This window comes from Sorangium sp. So ce836 (assembly GCF_028553905.1).
Taxonomy (GTDB): Bacteria; Myxococcota_A; Polyangia; order Polyangiales; family Polyangiaceae; genus Sorangium; species Sorangium cellulosum_D.
In genome coordinates, this window is the sequence record NZ_CP102233.1 from 233,398 (window position 1) to 247,647 (window position 14,250).

A 14,250-nucleotide genomic window follows, 5' to 3' on the forward strand; every position below is an offset into this window, starting at 1 on the left:
TCGGCCGGCCCCGGCGACGCCGCGCGCCCGCGGCGAGGCGGTGCGATCCCGGGGCGCTGCTACGCTGAAGGAGCATGTCCGAGCCCGCGTGGAAGAAGCTCGTCGATCAGCTCAAGGACCAGGGGCACAAGAGCCCGTACCTCGACCGCCTCCGGCAGCGCCTGCCCGCGGCCGCCCCGTCGGATCTCGCCGGCGAGATCCTCAGGGAGATGGCCTCGGCGCTCGGGCGATCCGAGGACAAGATCAACGTCGCGTTGCTCGAGCTCGAGCTGCACGGTAAGGCGCTCGATGCGCTCGCCCGCGGCCAGGGCGCCGATGCGCGGGAGCGGGCGGCGATGATCGCGGCCTACAACCGGCAGCGGGAGGTGGCCGCGCAGGCGCTCTGGGAGCTGCGCGTGCACCGGGAGGCGCTCGGGTTCCGGCGGAACGACGACCTCGCCGCGATGTACCCGATCCCGCCGAAGCGGGCGTAGCGTCTCCTGTCACAGGGTGTCACCGGACACCCCTGTGACAGTGTGTCACCGCGCAGAGATCCGCGGAGCGGGCGCATCGGCGAGCCGACCGCGCGGAGCGCGGGCGTCTCGGCGCCTCCGAGGCAGGAGGCGCGCGGCCGCGAGCGGGCTCGATCTCCGGGGATCGGCGCGATCTCTCGCCTGGCCTGCCGGTTGCTGAGCGTGCCTGCGAGAGCGCGCCGTCGCGGTGAATCGAAGGCCGCATAACCCGAGGAGGACTCGCTATGAAGCTCGATCGACGTGTGCTCGTCCGCCGGATCTCGATCGCCGCCGCCGCCGTGGTGCCCATCGGCGCCGCGGTCGCCGTGGGCGTGCCGAACGACGCCGTGGCCGGGTGCCAGATCACGGTGCGCGTGCACAACTCCGGCAGCCAGGCGTTCACGGTCAACTGGGACGAGAGCAAGGTGAAGGTGTCCGGCGGCACGTGGGACAAGCTCGCGAAGAACTCGTCCGAGGTGGTCGGCGCCGGTCAGACGAAATCGATCGTTTACGGGGCGCTCTTCAACTGCGGAGCGAATCGCCGGTACCAGATCCACACGACCAGGAATGGCAACGACGACACGGCCTATTTCCCGAGCGAGACGACCTGGACGACAGACCAGACGCCCACGATCGACATCTCGAGGTGAGCCTGCGTCGAGCGCTGCCCGGGCTTCGCCGGAGGTGGCTCGGCGTCAGCGCGAGCCGAGCGCGATCACGTCCTGGATCGCCGCCACGGGCAGCCGCACGCGGGCGGTGACGCGGGCCGCGCCGGAGCCGAGCACCTCGGAGGTGACCGCGACCGGGATCGCGACCTCGCCGCGCGCCGGCAGCGTCGCGAGCCCGGCGAGATCCTTGGCGGCTTCGTCCAGCGCCTCCTTCGTGTCGCCGGTCGCCCCCAGCAAGGTGAGGCCCGCCAGCGAGAACAGCCCGCCGGCCAGCGTCCCGGGCTGTCGCAGCGCCTCGAGGCCCGGCGCCGCGCCGAGCGTGCGTTCGTCGCGCCCCGTGTCGGTCGCGGCGCGCAGCCGGGCCACCACGGCGGCGTCGTCATCGCCGATCCCGAACCACGTCCGCTGGCCGGCGGGCACGACGTAAAGGTGGGTCGTGTGCGGGGCGCGCGCGGGCGGGGCGTCCTTCGTGAGCGGCGTCGAGCGCAGCTCGACGTGCAGCGTCCCCGCGGGCAGCGTGGCGGGCGCTCGGACGATCACGGAGGTGGTGCGCTCCTTGTCCTCGTCCTTGCTCGCGCGGCCCTCCGCGCCGCCCGCTGCCTTCGCGCTCGCCTTGAGCCTGTCCAGCTCCTCGCCGAGCAGGAGCAGCTCCTTCATCCCCGGGATCCAGGTCTGGGCCGGCTCTTCGACCGCGATCAGGATCCAGGGCTGCAGCGCGCGGCGCGCGGCCTTCTGCGAGCGCGCCGCGCCCTTGCCGCTCTGGTACGCCGCGATCGCCCGCTCCGCCGCCGCGCGATCCCCGCCCGCGCCCATCACCAAGGAGCCGCCCGTGAGCGCCAGCGCGTCGAGGCGCTGGAGCAGCCGGTCGAGCACCGCCGCGTCGTAGCCGTCGTCCACCCAGTCGTCGCGCAGCGCCCGGAAGAGGGCCTCGCGCAGCGGGGCGAGCTCCGCGCGCGACGCGCCCTGGGTGTAGAAGGCGACGGCCGTGTCGCTCGGCAGGCGCAGGAAGGCCGGCGGGGGCGCGGCGTCCGGCGCCACGGCCGGCGCGAAGGCCAGCGTGAACGGCGAGCGCCGGCTCGCGAAGCGCAGGCTGACGCCGACGTCGACCTCCGCGTGGCCCCACCGGAGGTCCATGCTCATGCTCTCGAGCTCGCGCATGAACGCGTCGCCGAGCTCCCGCCCCAGCGCCCCGGTGTTGCCGTCGCCGCCGGCGCCGTCCTCGCTCTTCATCAGCTCGCGGATCGCCCACTCCAGGACCTCGATCCGCGCGTCGGCGTCGATCGGCTGCGGGCCCACGACCTCCACGAGGTAAGGCGCGACCGCGTCGATGTCCTTCGCGTCCTCGGCGCAGAGCAGGCGCGCGCTGCCCCGGCGCGCGCCTGGCTCGAAGGCGCAGATCCGGGGCGGCGTCTCCTCGTCGGGGTCGGCGTCGCGCGCGCGCTCGACGCGCAGCATGCCCCGGTGCTCCTTGAGCACGAAGCGCTCGTGCAGCCGGGGCACCTCCTGCTCCGCGACCGGCAGGGAGACCACGACGCGCGACTCCGCCTCCGTGATGCCGAACCAGGCGACGTCGATCGGCCTGCCCAGATCGAGCACCCCGGCGAGCGCCGGACCCAGCGCCTGCTCGAGCAGCATCTCGGGCCTCATCGAGCGCGCGCTCCACAGGAGCGGGCCGAGCGGCGTGCTCGCCAGAAACCGCGTGAGGTGGTTCCAGGTCCGCTGCGGGTCGGCGATCCGCAGCACGGAGGAGAGCCCCTCCGGCGCGGTCGCGGGCTGCGCCGCAGCAACGGCGGGCGCGGCGCGCGCCGGGGGCGGCGCCGGAGGCAACGTCGCGACGGGGCCGCGCTGGGGGGCCGGAGCGCCGGCGCACGCGGCCAGGAGGGCGATCGGCAGCAGGAGGGCGGCGCGTTTCATGGAGAGCCGGATCGTCGCGCCCGAACGGCCCGCGTGGCAAGCGGCCTCGGCAAAAGCAGGCTCCTGACGGCCCGCGGGGCTCATTTCGGGAGCTTCATCACCGTGCCGGCGGCGCTGTTCGTCCAGTAGACGCTCGTGGCGTCCACCGCGATGCCGAGCGGATGATCTTGCCCTGTCGCGAGCGTCGTGATGTCGCCGCCTCCGACAGGCACCTTCTTCACGGTCCCATCATCGTTCGTCCAGTAGACGCTCTCGGCGTCGATCGCGAGCTTCCGCGGGTTGCGCTGCCCCTCCGCGAGCGTGAAGGGGCCGCCGCCATCGAGCGTGGCCTTCATGACGGTGCCTCCGTCGTTGGTCCAGTAGACGAAGGCGGCGTCCACGGCGATGTCCTTGGGCTTCGTCTGCCCTTCTGCCAGCGTGACGACGTCGCCGCCCTCGATCGGCACCTTCATCACGGTGCCCCCTTCGTTCACCCAGTAGACGTGGGTCGCGTCCACCGCGATGCCGAGGGGCGACTCTTGCGCTGTCGCGAGCGCGACGGCGTCGCCGCCCTGGACCGGCACCTTCATGACGGTGCCCTGGTCGGCGCTCGTCCAGTAGACGTTCGCGGCGTCGGCCGCGATGTCCATGGGATACGTCTGCCCATCGGCGAGGATCTCGAAATCGCCCTCGATCGACGCCTTCATGACGAGCTCGGTGCCGGAGTCGGTGAAATACACCATACCGTCGTGGAGCGCGACGCTCCGGGGGGAGAAGGGGGGATCTCCCTCGATGAAGACGGAGGCATTGCCGCCGCCGGCCGGCACCATCATCATCTGGCGAGTGACGGCATCGGCCCAGTAAGCGTTTGTGTCGTCGACCGCGATGTCCACCGGCTCGGTCCCGCCCGACGCCAGGAGGAGCGGCTCGCAGCGCCCCTGCGCGCACGCCTCTCCGAGGCAGTAATGGTCGCAAGCGCCGCAGTGCTCCGGATCGGAGCGCAAGTCCACGCAGAGACCGGAGCAGGAGACCTCGCCCTCGTCGCAGCCGGGCAGGTCGACCCCGCCGCTCCCTCCCCCGCCGGAGGTCCCCGCGCTCGTGGCAGAGGAGCTATCCGGCGTGAATTCCCGAGGCTCGGGGGCACACGCGACGGCCAGGGGCAACATGCTGAGTATGAGGAAGCGGTTCATTGCGCGCATTGTACACGGAACGTGGGCGCCGTCCGGCCGGCGCCTTCCTGCGAGGCGCGCCTCAGCGCGCCGGCTCCGTGTCCCCGTCGTCGAGCGCCGGCCACGCCGGCCGGAGCGGGACGACGAGCGCATCGAACGGAGCGGGCAGGGACACGGGGGCCCTCGCGTGCACGCAGAGCTCCCGGCCAGGCCCGAGCACCATCTGGCGCATCCACAGGCCGGCGCCCGACTGGTCCAGGACCGGCGCGAGCTGGGCGAAGAGCTCACCGTAGGACATGCCGTCGGGCTTGCCGAACCAGTGGGCGTAGCCGGGCGCGCGCAGCGCCGCTCCGCCCCGCAGGCGGTACAGCCCCCCGGCCCCGCCGCTGGCCACGGCGGCGGCGGCGTCGTGCGGCGCCGAGCGGCTGGCCGAGACCGCGGCCTCGTTCAATGCGCCGAGCGCACCGAAATCTTGCACGAGGTACCAGTCCTCGTAGGCGTCGCCGCCGCCGGCCGCCCAGGGAGCCCCGGAGAGCCCGACGCTGAACGACCGGAGAAAACCTGGCGACGGCGCCGCGGCGAGCGCCGCATGAAAGGCGCGCTGCCGGCGCTCGTAGTCCTTCGCGGCGGTCTGTGGCTGCTTCCAGTGCCAGAACACGTAGGCCAGCATCTCACCCCTTTTCCGAGGCTGGGTGCTTCATGTTCATGTAAACGCCGCCCGCTTGGAGCTCATCCAGCATCTGGAGAAGCCGCTTTTCCTTGGTCTCCTGGCGCTTGGCCTGGTTGATCCACCCGATATAGTCGTTCTGCTGGTAGGCAGGGCGCTGCTTGTAAGCCTCCATCAAGCCACGCTCGTCCAGCGCGTTCTTGATGGAATCCGGCATCGGGTACCTGGGCCGCTTCAGGCCTGACGAATCGGCGCTCATGGCCTCCTCGTTATACCGGTGCCCCGCGTCGAGGTGAAGAGGCCGGCCCGGTCCAGCAGCGCCGCCGGCGGCCCGGCGTCCGCGCCGCCGCGCGCGTGTTCGATCCGACGATGATGTCCATAAGCGCGATGGAACTTTCGCTGCCGTGGCGCGTCTCAGCTCGCCGGAGGTTCCGCCCGATGCCCCGACGTCGAGGTCTCTTCCTCGTGTTGTCCCTTCTTGGCCCGGCGCCGCTCTCCGCCGGGTGCGCCCGGCCGATCGATGCCCCGGACGGCACCGCGTACGTGCTGCTCGATCCCGCGGCGCGCGCTCGCTGGACCGTGGAGAGCGACGGCTGGCGCGGCGCGCCGGTCCTGCCGGTCGCCCTCGACGCCGCGGAGCCGGCCCTGCTGCGCGGCCCGGGGGGCGCGGAGGTGCTCGAGCTGCGCGGGGGCATGCTCGCGCACGTGCGCGGCGGAGGCGGCGAGGTCCGCTGGCTCGCGGTGGGCGAGGAGGCGCGCGACGACCGCCTGACCGTGCGCGCCAGCGAAGCGGCCGCGGCGGCGCTCGCGGCCCTCGTCGACGGGGAGATCACCGCGCGGCGCGACGGCCTGTGGACGCTCGCCGCGCCGGACCTGCTCGAGCGCGGCTCCTTCCTCGAGCCGCCCGCGGGCGTGATCGAGGCCCTGCCCGACACGCGGCGCGATCGCGCGGCGTTCACGCCCTCGGCCTCGCAGGATGCCCTCGACGCGCTCGCCGCGCCGGCCGCGGCCGCCGCCGGCCGCGCGGCCGGGACGCAGGAGCCTGGCAGCGCGGAGGCGGAGCTGGTCGGCCTCTACGCCGCGGGGCTGCGGACGCTCCTCTTGGACGCCTCCGGCGGCTTCACGATCGAGGACCGCTGCACCGGCGCGGTGATCGCGACCGGCGCGTACTCGGCCGCGGGCGATCGCGTGATGCTGCGGTCCCCCGGGGCGGCGCCGATCGTGCTGGGCCGGGATCGGGAGCGGCTGCTCCACCCGGACCTGGCGGAGTTCGCGCCGCTCGCGCCCGAGCCCTCGCGGCGCGCCGAGCCTGAGAGCGAGTTGATCGAGCGTGCCGGCGCGGGCGCCGGCGAGGAGTGACCATGAAGCGCAGGCATTTGCTGGGAGCGACTGCAGCGGGGCTCGCGGCCACCGCGTGGCCCGCGTTCCTCCGCGAGGCGTTCGGCGACGGCGCCGCGTGCGACGAGACGGGCAAGCCGGCGGCCGCCGCGGGGTCGCTGGTCCAGGTCTCGGCCGCGTTCCGCCGCGCCCGGCAGTCGAAACGAGCGCTGCTCGTCTTCGTCATCCCTGCCGACGACGGTGCCAAGTGGGAGCGCGGCCACGCGTTCGGCGAGCTGCTCAACTTCGGCGCGGACAGGGATCTCGCCCCGCTCGCCGGCGTCGAGGTCGTCTGCGCGACCATGGCCGATCTGAAGAAGCTCGTGCCGAGCGCCGGCGACGGGGAGCCGCTCCTCGTGGTGGTCAGGACCGACAAGGTGCCCGTCGCCGCGACGCAGCTCGACGTCGCGCTCCCGAGCTACGACGGGATGCGCCTCATGACCGGGAACCGGGAGGAGCTGCTGAAGCGCGACGACACGACGGCGGCGCGGCGGATCGGCGCGCTCGGGGCGCTGCTCCGCAAGGGCCTCGGCGCCGGCGCGGAGAACCTCGAGACCCGGGCCGCGAGCGTGCGGGCGCGGCTCGTGAAGGCGCCGCCGGCGGGCGCGCACTGGGCGGTCGCCAGCGGATGCGGGACCGAGGTCGAGGGGGTCGACGAGACCGGGCTCATGGCCTGCGGCATGGGGCATGTGCCCTCCAAGTCCAGGCGTTTCCTCTACTTCTTCGCGGTCGAGCGGCGAGGGGCATCCCCGCGTTGATCCCGGTCGGCCTCACGCTCCAGCCCGACGCGGCGTTCCTCGATCTGCTCGGCGAGGTGATCCTGCGCGACGCCGACTACTACGAGGTGGCGCCCGAGACGCTCTGGCGCGCGCCGGACGCCGCCGAGGCCGATCTCCAGGAGAACGGCTTTCACCGCCGCTTCGCCGAGCTCGCGCGCCGGTCGGATCGGCCGTTCGTCGCGCACGGCGTGGGCTTCTCGATCGGCGGCGCTTCGGCCGCGGACACGGGGCGGCGCGCCCGCTGGCGCGCGGCCCTCCGGCGCGATCACGCGATCTTCCGCTTCCGCTGGTACACCGATCATCTCGGGGTCAGCGCGCCGGCCGGGCTCTCGGCCGGGCTGCCGCTCCCGCTGCCGATGAGCGCGCACAGCGCGGCCGTCGCCCGCCGCGCGCTCCGGGAGATGCAGGCCGTCGTGGAGGACGTCGGCGTCGAGAACAGCGTCAGCTACTTCGTGCTCGGCGATCCGCTGGATGAGCCGCGCTTCCTCGGGCGCATCCTGAGGGCGCCGCGGACGCACCTGCTGCTCGATCTGCACAACGTCTACACCATGGCGCAGAACTTCGGCTTCGATCCGGCGGAGTACGTGGCCCGGATCGAGCTTGCGCGGGTGATCGAGATTCACCTGTCCGGCGGCGGCCCGAGCGATCCGGGCTGGCTGCCTTCCGGCCGGGTGATGCGGCTCGACGGCCACGACGATGCCGTGCCGGAGCCGGTGTGGCGCCTCCTGGAAGAGGTCGCGCCGCGGTGTCCGAACCTGCGCGGGGTGACGCTGGAGCGCATGGAGGGCACGGTGCAGGGCGCGGCCGACGCGGCCGCCGTGCGGGAGGAGCTGCGCCGCGCGCGGCGCGTGCTCGGCGGGCGCGGGAGGCGCAGGTGACGGGGCGCGCGGCCGGCGGGAGGGCAGGGGAGCGCGCGGGTCACGGCAGCGCGGCCCGCGGCAGCGCGGCGGGGCGCGCGGCCGGCGGGAGGGCAGGGGAGCGCGCGCCGGCGCGGCGGACCGGGGCGCAGGCGCACGCGCGCTACGAGGAGCTCGTGGCCCGCGCGATGACCGCCGAGGATCCCGTGGCCGCGCTGCGCGCCGCGGCGCGAGATCCGGCGCTCCCGCCCGCGCTCCGGCGGGCGCTGATCGGCGCGGACGAGGACGGCGTGCGGATGTCGGCGCTGCTCGTGGCGCGGCTCCGCTTCGAGCGGCTCCTGCGTGGATCGCCCGAGGCCGAGGCGTGGTTCGACCGCGACGCTGCGGAGTTCAGCGCCGCGTTCCGGCGCTACCACGCCGAGGTGCCGCCCACGGCCTTCTTCCCTCCGGGCGAGGCCCGCCTGTTCCGCCGCTGGCTCGAGGCGCAATCCGCCGAGCAGGTCGACCCCGGGCAGATGCAGCTCGCCTTGAATGCCGTCGTCCAGGCGCTCGCGGGCGCCGCGGCGCCCGCTGGCGCGGCGGAGCCAGCCGACGCTGACCCTGCGAGCGCCCCCGATGGCGAGCTCGGTGAGCCGGTCTAGCTAGCGCCGCGGGTCAGGAATCCCGCCAGGATTTCTCCGGCAGCGAGAAGGGTCCAGGCGAAAGCTCAGCAAATCCAACAAGTTCCGTCTGATTTTCCGCCGCGCGGGGCTCGGCCTTGGCCCAACGCGGGCCCAACGAGCCGCCTGTAGCCGCCGCGTCGCCCGCGGCGGACGAGCCGGCGGCGTCATCGATCGCGTCCGGCGCCTGGGCGGGCGGCGCGGAGACGAGGTACACGTCCTCGCTCGGCGAGCACGCCTCAACTTCCACAGACACGGGAGCTCCTCCCCCTGCAGAGGTGGCCTTGCCGGCCAGCTCGGGGATCGCCTCATCCAGAGGAGCGAAGTCCCCCAAGCCGAGCTCAGCGACCTTGCGCGCAGCGCGCTTGTAGTGGTGGATTTGACGGCTCGACTTGTGCCCGGTCCGATCGGAGATCCACGTCTCGGTGCGGCCGTTCGCGAGCTTGATCGTGATGAATGTAGCACGGGTGTCGTGCAGCCGTATGTTCAGCCTCGAATGCGTGGTCTCGAACAGCTCCGGCCGATTGATGCCGGCACGGCGCAAGTGGTTTCGGAAATTGTGCGCTCCGCTGCGCCCCGGCAGAGGGCCGCTCGGCCCACTGAAGACACGCTGCTTCGGTGGACACATAGCGAAGTAGGCCCGAAGCGCGCGCACAACGTCGGGTGAGAGCGCCCAAGCGCGTGGATCATCCGTCTTGTTCTCATCGAGCACGACAGCGCCCCGCTCGAGATCGAGGTCGGACGGCTCCAGCCTGCCAGCCTCGTCTGCCCGCATTCCCTCACGGATCAGAAAGCCATAGTAAATCCGATAGCACAACGGGATCTCCGTCGCCGCCATGAGGCGTCTATCCTCGTCGGGGTAGAGGGAGCTCTTGGCCTTATTGTCGTCCGCCTTGGGGATCCAACCGCGTGGCAATGGATTGTTGGCGATGATACGCGCCGGATAGGTCGCGAGCGCAAGTATGCGGTGAATGACCTTTGCGATGCCTTGACGCGAAGAAGCTTCAAGATGCCCCGGCAGCATGGAGATCGCGCGGTCCGCGTGATCGAGTGTCAAACGAGCGAGAGGGACCGGGCCGAGCACTCCCAGAACATGATTCAGTTTATGCCGGTATTGTTCCGGATGTCGAAGCGGTTTCACATGCAGCGGGTACTGTTCGGCGAGCCCTCCAGAAACGACTAACTCGGCGAACTCTGCGAAGGTGGTTTCCCCGGACGCGCGGGCACGTGCTTCGCCCCTGCAGAGCTGCTCGATGGCGAGCCGGACGTCCCGGAGGGCGTTTCCCTCGCGCGCGGCAGCCTGCTCCAGCAGCGGCACGCCGAGCACGATCTGCCCGGCGGCGAGTAGTCGCCCCGCAAGCTCGGACAGCACCTGCAGCCGCGCGTTGGCTTCTTGCTCTGTGCGGCACGTCGGCAGGGTGAACGTAGGGCGACCGGCCTCGCCGAGGCTGAGGCGTGCAGTCCACGTCTTGCCGCGCAGCCGGACGGAGCCGGAGCCATTGGCGCGCTTCTCTCCTGCGGACCTGCCGCCTGCGCGGGCGGCCGGCTTCGGGCGCTCCGTCGAGCTGGCCGAGCCCGGCAGACCCGCGTCGGGCGCGGCAGGTTCCGCCGGCAGGGAGGGACGCCCGCCGGAGCGGCTCGCTCGCGTACGCCGGTCGGTCGATGTGGATGCGGGAAGGGACGACGAAGGGAGGGCCGGCGAGCGCTTGGCGCGCGCCCGCCGCTGGGGTACGTCGGTCATGGATCGGTCTCCGTTCGCGCGGGGGTCGATCAAGGGCTCGCCCGGCGTTGCTAGCGCCGAGCGGGCCCGCTCTGCTTCGGCGGCAGCCTACCACGGCTCGAGCTTTCGGCATGAGCGCTCGCGGGGTCGGTACGTGCACGCGGGACAGATTCAAGGCCGGCAGCGGCCAGCACTGCCGCAACCCGCGTGCGCTCATCCGCCTCGGCGTTACGGCGTAACTCCGGCTCACCGGCCAGGGTCCGCAAGTAGGCAACGAACGCCTCACGCTCGACCAAGCGCAGCTTGCCGAGCTTCGTGACCGGCAGGGGGAAGCCTGGCGCGCGGATCGTGTCGAGGAAGATGCGCGCCGGGATGCCGGTGACCGCCTCGACGTTCTTCTGCGAGAGCATCTCCGGAGGCGGCGCAGTGATCGTGAGCCCGTCCAGCGGGATCGCGAGCGTCGCCGTTGCTGTCGCAGTCGCGGACTGGTCGAGCCCCCTGGGGCTAGACGATCCAGCGGCGGGCGCCTCCGGCAACTTCCTCTCGACCGCGCGCGTGATGTTTTCTGCCTTACGAAGAACAAGGGGCGCCGATACACGGGCGAGATCCGCTCGTGCCATGCCGTACCTCCGTCAATGTTGGGTTTGCGAGCAACCGTGACCGACGCCGCCGGAAGGGGCCCGAAAAGGTATCTCGGAGACAAAGGTATCTCTGCACGAGATACCTTTGTACGCTCGTGAGGCAAACCGATGTCGTGTCGCGGGGTTAGGTGTTCTGGGAGGCGCTGCAGAAGGGCTGAAAACGCGGGGAGCGAAGGGGGCGATTTTGTATCTCTGAGCGCCCCCTCGGCGCCGCCCGCGGCAGCGACGCCGAGGGCGGCGCCGCGGTCGGCGCGGCGTGTGCTAGGCGTCCTCCGCACGCCCGCGCCGAGCCCCACCACGAGCAGCAGGATCTCGTCGTGGTGCGTCCGCGGCGCCCGGGGAAGACGCGTGGCCACCTTAGTAGGGAAGGTCATCAACCGGCCGCCCCACGGAGCGCTCTCGGCCGTCGTCGCCCCTCCCTCGGCCGCGGTCGCGGTCGTCCCGTCGACGGTCGACGTCCCGCTCGCGGCGGCCCTCGTGGCCGTCGCGCCCCCTGGCCTTGCCGCCGCCATCGCGATCGTCACGCGGGCGCCTATCAGCCCCCTCATTGTCGCGCCGCTCGACGCGGGGCCCGCCGCACAGCTTGAGCTCGTCGGCGTGGATCTCGGTCTTGTACCGCTGGACCCCTTCCTTGTCCTCGTAGCTGGAGGTGCGGAGCTTTCCCTCGACGAGCACCTTGGAGCCCTTGAGAAGGTATCTTTCAAGCGCCTCCGCGCGCTTTCCCCAGACCACGACGCTATGCCATTCCGTGCGCTCCTTGCGCTCGCCGTCCTTGTCGGCCCACGATTCCGTAGTCGCCATCCGAAAGTTCAGCACGGCCTGTCCACCCTGGGTAAAGCGAAGCTCCGAGTCCTCTCCCAGGTTGCCCAGCAGGAACACCTTGTTCATCCCGTCGCTCATGTGGCGCTCTCCTTCTTCCACTCGTACTGTTTGAACTCGGTCACCTTCAGCGCTCCCGCTCTTCGGAGCGCCTCGCGCACCTGCTGCTCCAGGTCCTTGGCGCCCTGGACCTTCGCCGCGCGCAGCGCCTTCCCGAGCGCGTCGAAGCTCGTCTTGCTGGTCGTCTTGACCGCCGCGTGGACGACCTCAGGCGGAAGCACGCCGCGCAGCGCCTCGAACGCGCCCTGCACGTCGAGTCGCGGCGTCTCGCGTTTCTGCGGGCGACCCTTGTAGACCTTGCCCGAACCCGGATCTCGCACTCCGTCGTGCTCGTCCGCGAAGGTCTTCGCCGCCTTGATCCGCTCCCCGATCCACGACTGCAGGAGCGGCGCAGCAACCAGGATCGCGAACGCCTGCTCCTCAGTCTTCACGGGCCCGACCAGGGGCAGGCGCCGGCGCGCCTCGAGCGGCACCTGCGCCTCGAGGAGCAGTGCCCGCGTGGCCGGGCAGACGGAGCGCGCCGGGCAGTAGAGGGCGTCGCAGTGGAGCCCCGGGCGCGGCCGTGCCTTCGGGAGGCCTGCGATCATGCGGCGCAGCTCCTCGACGAAGACCGCGACGTCGAAGGCGTCGAGCTTGCGCTCCGACCAGCGGACGCCTTCGGGGGTCACCCAGGCGATCGCCACGATGACCCGCTGCGCGCCCGTGATGCGCGCAACGCACGCCGCGCCGTGCGTGAGCTGGTCGACGTGGTCGTCGACTTCGTGAGGGCCCCGGCCCGTCTTGTAGTCGACGACGATCGGTTGCTCCAGGGCGTCGACCTGGAGGTCCAGGGTTCCTGGTACCTCGTCCGGCGTGGCGTCCGCGTAGTCGCGGTGAGCGGCACCGACGAGGGGCCGGGCCGCGCCGGTTGCCACATCGAGCGCGAGGGCGCGCTCGCGCTCCGCCGGCGCGCCGCTGTGCGGCCAGGCTCCCCACCAGGCGCGCCATGCCGCGGCGAGTTCGCCCAGCGCGGCCCGCTCCGTCGGCGCGAGGCCGGCGCCGGCCTGCTCCTCCGCTTCGCCGCAGACGAGCTGGCGGAAACGCCCCTCGACGGCTGCCTCGTCGAGGTCGTCATCGCCCGCAGCCGCCGCGCTCTCCTGCTCCGCCAGGGCGTGCAGCGCCGTGCCGAGGTCGGTCGCGGGGCTAGACTCGCCTTCGGGCAGGTCTACATCGGGGCGCGCCCACCAGGAGCAGCGCCGCGCGAGCGCGATCCGGCTGGCCGTGATGCGGTGCCGCCTCACGCCGCTGCCTTCCGTTGAAGAGCATCCCAGGCCGGGCGGATGACCGCGAGGGTCTGCTCGATCCAGGGCCGTGGTATGTCGCTGGCCCGGATGTCCGCGCCAACACGGCCGAATTCGGAGGTGTCTCTTGCCTCGTAGGCGCGCAGCACGAAACGGAGCGACCTGCGGCTGTCCTCGGGAAGCTGCGCTGCGGCGATCTGACGTTCGAGCTCGGCCCCGCGGGCGCCACCCCGAATCGCCTCGAGAATGTCGCTGTACGGGTCGTCGCTCTCGTGTTGCTCCTGTGCCCGTGAGGGCTCGCGTGAGTCGGAGCGCTTCGCATCGCCATCGTCGCGGTCCGCGGTACGGTCGGGATCGTGGTCGCGGTCGTCGCGCCGATCCATCGCGGCGAGCTCGTCATCGCGAGGCAGGCCGAGCAGATCGCGGATCGCGTACGAGTACGCCGTCGTCAGCGCGCCGCCGCCCGCCTTGTCGAGCGGCCTCCCCTTGGCTTCCACGATCGGCCACTCGCGCACCCACGACCTCGACTCGCCGCTCTCGTGGCAGAGCACGTACGTGCACCGGTAGATCGGCACCTGCCTCCCATCGGTACCCGCTGTTGCGTCCAGGGTCGCTGCCGTTTGGGAGAAGACCAGGCCCGCACGGTTCAAGACCAGTCGCCCCTCGTCGATGATGGTCTCTGCTCTCGTGTAGTCGTACTTGTGATGGTCGTTGGTCCCATCCTTGGGTAGGGCGCGCACGTCACGTCGTGCCGACACCAGCGCGGCGGCGAGCTTCGGCGGCCAAGCCTCGTTGGATTCCATCCGTCCTTCTCCTTTCTCGGGGCGCAGAGCCGCGCGCCCTCACGAGCTTGGTGCGGTTTAGTTCTTTGCGCAGGGTCGGTCAATCGATCGACCGTGACGGCCCGGCCACCTAGGAACTTCATTGACCGAGGATTACGAGCGCGAAGAGAAAGACACCGGCCATTTTACGGGCTCTCTTCTCGTGCTCTCGTCGTGTGCGCCAGTTTTCGAAAGTTGTGCGCCTCGACGCTGAACGTTATCAACTTCCCGACGAACAGCCGCTCTCGGCCCGCGGCATGAGCGCCGGCGCGACGTCGACCGGCGCCGCCGCGAGGGTTCCATCGAGCTGTCGATGAACTTCTTCGCCGCCATCAGGGCGGCTCAGGAG

15 protein-coding genes are annotated in these 14,250 nt (G+C 71.8%); 6 read left to right on the forward strand and 9 right to left on the reverse strand.

Annotated features, from left to right (window positions below):
- Positions 1 to 74 precede the first annotated feature (74 nt).
- Complete coding sequence (locus tag NQZ70_RS00860) at positions 75 to 473, forward strand: hypothetical protein (protein ID WP_129572514.1); 399 nt, start codon at positions 75 to 77, stop codon at positions 471 to 473.
- Positions 474 to 736: 263 nt separating this feature from the next.
- Positions 737 to 1,141 (forward strand): hypothetical protein, encoded by a 405-nt coding sequence (locus NQZ70_RS00865; protein ID WP_129572515.1) that lies wholly within the window; start codon positions 737 to 739, stop codon positions 1,139 to 1,141.
- Between the two features lie 45 nt (positions 1,142 to 1,186).
- Here the strand turns inward: NQZ70_RS00865 and NQZ70_RS00870 are convergent, their stop codons facing one another.
- The 4 genes from NQZ70_RS00870 to NQZ70_RS00885 all read right to left on the reverse strand — a co-directional run bounded on the left by NQZ70_RS00870 (position 1,187) and on the right by NQZ70_RS00885 (position 5,147).
- Positions 1,187 to 3,073, reverse strand: coding sequence for a hypothetical protein (locus NQZ70_RS00870; protein ID WP_129572516.1), 1,887 nt, complete (start codon positions 3,071 to 3,073; stop codon positions 1,187 to 1,189).
- A gap of 80 nt (positions 3,074 to 3,153) precedes the next feature.
- On the reverse strand, positions 3,154 to 4,242 hold the full coding sequence (locus NQZ70_RS00875) for a hypothetical protein (protein WP_129572517.1): 1,089 nt from the start codon (positions 4,240 to 4,242) through the stop codon (positions 3,154 to 3,156).
- A 61-nt stretch (positions 4,243 to 4,303) separates the two neighbouring features.
- A complete protein-coding gene (locus tag NQZ70_RS00880; protein WP_129572518.1) occupies positions 4,304 to 4,891 on the reverse strand; it encodes a hypothetical protein in 588 nt (195 codons plus the stop codon).
- A 1-nt stretch (position 4,892) separates the two neighbouring features.
- On the reverse strand, positions 4,893 to 5,147 hold the full coding sequence (locus NQZ70_RS00885) for a YdeI/OmpD-associated family protein (protein ID WP_129572519.1): 255 nt from the start codon (positions 5,145 to 5,147) through the stop codon (positions 4,893 to 4,895).
- 179 nt (positions 5,148 to 5,326) lie between these two features.
- On the opposite strand from NQZ70_RS00885, the gene NQZ70_RS00890 reads away from it, so the two are divergent.
- Genes NQZ70_RS00890 through NQZ70_RS00905 form a run of 4 tightly spaced genes read left to right on the forward strand, consistent with a single transcriptional unit; the run spans position 5,327 to position 8,542 of the window.
- Entirely contained in the window at positions 5,327 to 6,247 is a 921-nt protein-coding gene (locus NQZ70_RS00890) for a hypothetical protein (protein WP_207217707.1), read from the forward strand.
- Positions 6,248 to 6,249: 2 nt separating this feature from the next.
- Entirely contained in the window at positions 6,250 to 7,023 is a 774-nt protein-coding gene (locus NQZ70_RS00895; RefSeq protein WP_129572521.1) for a hypothetical protein, read from the forward strand.
- Complete coding sequence (locus NQZ70_RS00900; protein WP_129572522.1) at positions 7,020 to 7,922, forward strand: DUF692 family multinuclear iron-containing protein; 903 nt, start codon at positions 7,020 to 7,022, stop codon at positions 7,920 to 7,922. The genes NQZ70_RS00895 and NQZ70_RS00900 overlap by 4 nt, the downstream gene beginning before the upstream one ends.
- Entirely contained in the window at positions 7,919 to 8,542 is a 624-nt protein-coding gene (locus NQZ70_RS00905; RefSeq protein ID WP_237244903.1) for a hypothetical protein, read from the forward strand. The genes NQZ70_RS00900 and NQZ70_RS00905 overlap by 4 nt, the downstream gene beginning before the upstream one ends.
- 13 nt (positions 8,543 to 8,555) lie before the next feature.
- Here the strand turns inward: NQZ70_RS00905 and NQZ70_RS00910 are convergent, their stop codons facing one another.
- The 5 genes from NQZ70_RS00910 to NQZ70_RS00930 all read right to left on the reverse strand — a co-directional run bounded on the left by NQZ70_RS00910 (position 8,556) and on the right by NQZ70_RS00930 (position 13,883).
- A complete protein-coding gene (locus NQZ70_RS00910; RefSeq protein WP_237244904.1) occupies positions 8,556 to 10,301 on the reverse strand; it encodes a tyrosine-type recombinase/integrase in 1,746 nt (581 codons plus the stop codon).
- 50 nt (positions 10,302 to 10,351) lie between these two features.
- Positions 10,352 to 10,900: a hypothetical protein gene (locus tag NQZ70_RS00915; RefSeq protein ID WP_237244905.1), complete on the reverse strand. Its 549-nt coding sequence runs from the start codon at positions 10,898 to 10,900 to the stop codon at positions 10,352 to 10,354.
- A 378-nt stretch (positions 10,901 to 11,278) separates the two neighbouring features.
- On the reverse strand, positions 11,279 to 11,821 hold the full coding sequence (locus NQZ70_RS00920) for a single-stranded DNA-binding protein (RefSeq protein WP_129572523.1): 543 nt from the start codon (positions 11,819 to 11,821) through the stop codon (positions 11,279 to 11,281).
- On the reverse strand, positions 11,818 to 13,080 hold the full coding sequence (locus NQZ70_RS00925) for a PD-(D/E)XK nuclease family protein (protein WP_165373732.1): 1,263 nt from the start codon (positions 13,078 to 13,080) through the stop codon (positions 11,818 to 11,820). The genes NQZ70_RS00920 and NQZ70_RS00925 overlap by 4 nt, the downstream gene beginning before the upstream one ends.
- Entirely contained in the window at positions 13,077 to 13,883 is an 807-nt protein-coding gene (locus NQZ70_RS00930; RefSeq protein ID WP_129572525.1) for an ERF family protein, read from the reverse strand. Before NQZ70_RS00930 ends, NQZ70_RS00925 begins: the two co-directional genes overlap by 4 nt.
- Positions 13,884 to 14,250: the final 367 nt, after the last annotated feature.

Excerpts from the sequence above, each read along its gene's own strand:
- NQZ70_RS00875 (WP_129572517.1), bottom strand. The coding sequence starts at position 4,242 with ATGAACCGCTTCCTCATACTCAGCATGTTGCCCCTGGCCGTCGCGTGT.
- NQZ70_RS00920 (WP_129572523.1), bottom strand. The coding sequence starts at position 11,821 with ATGAGCGACGGGATGAACAAGGTGTTCCTGCTGGGCAACCTGGGAGAG.
- NQZ70_RS00865 (WP_129572515.1), top strand. The coding sequence starts at position 737 with ATGAAGCTCGATCGACGTGTGCTCGTCCGCCGGATCTCGATCGCCGCC.
- NQZ70_RS00910 (WP_237244904.1), bottom strand. The coding sequence starts at position 10,301 with ATGACCGACGTACCCCAGCGGCGGGCGCGCGCCAAGCGCTCGCCGGCC.
- NQZ70_RS00870 (WP_129572516.1), bottom strand. The coding sequence starts at position 3,073 with ATGAAACGCGCCGCCCTCCTGCTGCCGATCGCCCTCCTGGCCGCGTGC.
- NQZ70_RS00890 (WP_207217707.1), top strand. The coding sequence starts at position 5,327 with ATGCCCCGACGTCGAGGTCTCTTCCTCGTGTTGTCCCTTCTTGGCCCG.
- NQZ70_RS00895 (WP_129572521.1), top strand. The coding sequence starts at position 6,250 with ATGAAGCGCAGGCATTTGCTGGGAGCGACTGCAGCGGGGCTCGCGGCC.
- NQZ70_RS00860 (WP_129572514.1), top strand. The coding sequence starts at position 75 with ATGTCCGAGCCCGCGTGGAAGAAGCTCGTCGATCAGCTCAAGGACCAG.
- NQZ70_RS00915 (WP_237244905.1), bottom strand. The coding sequence starts at position 10,900 with ATGGCACGAGCGGATCTCGCCCGTGTATCGGCGCCCCTTGTTCTTCGT.
- NQZ70_RS00885 (WP_129572519.1), bottom strand. The coding sequence starts at position 5,147 with ATGAGCGCCGATTCGTCAGGCCTGAAGCGGCCCAGGTACCCGATGCCG.
- NQZ70_RS00880 (WP_129572518.1), bottom strand. The coding sequence starts at position 4,891 with ATGCTGGCCTACGTGTTCTGGCACTGGAAGCAGCCACAGACCGCCGCG.
- NQZ70_RS00930 (WP_129572525.1), bottom strand. The coding sequence starts at position 13,883 with ATGGAATCCAACGAGGCTTGGCCGCCGAAGCTCGCCGCCGCGCTGGTG.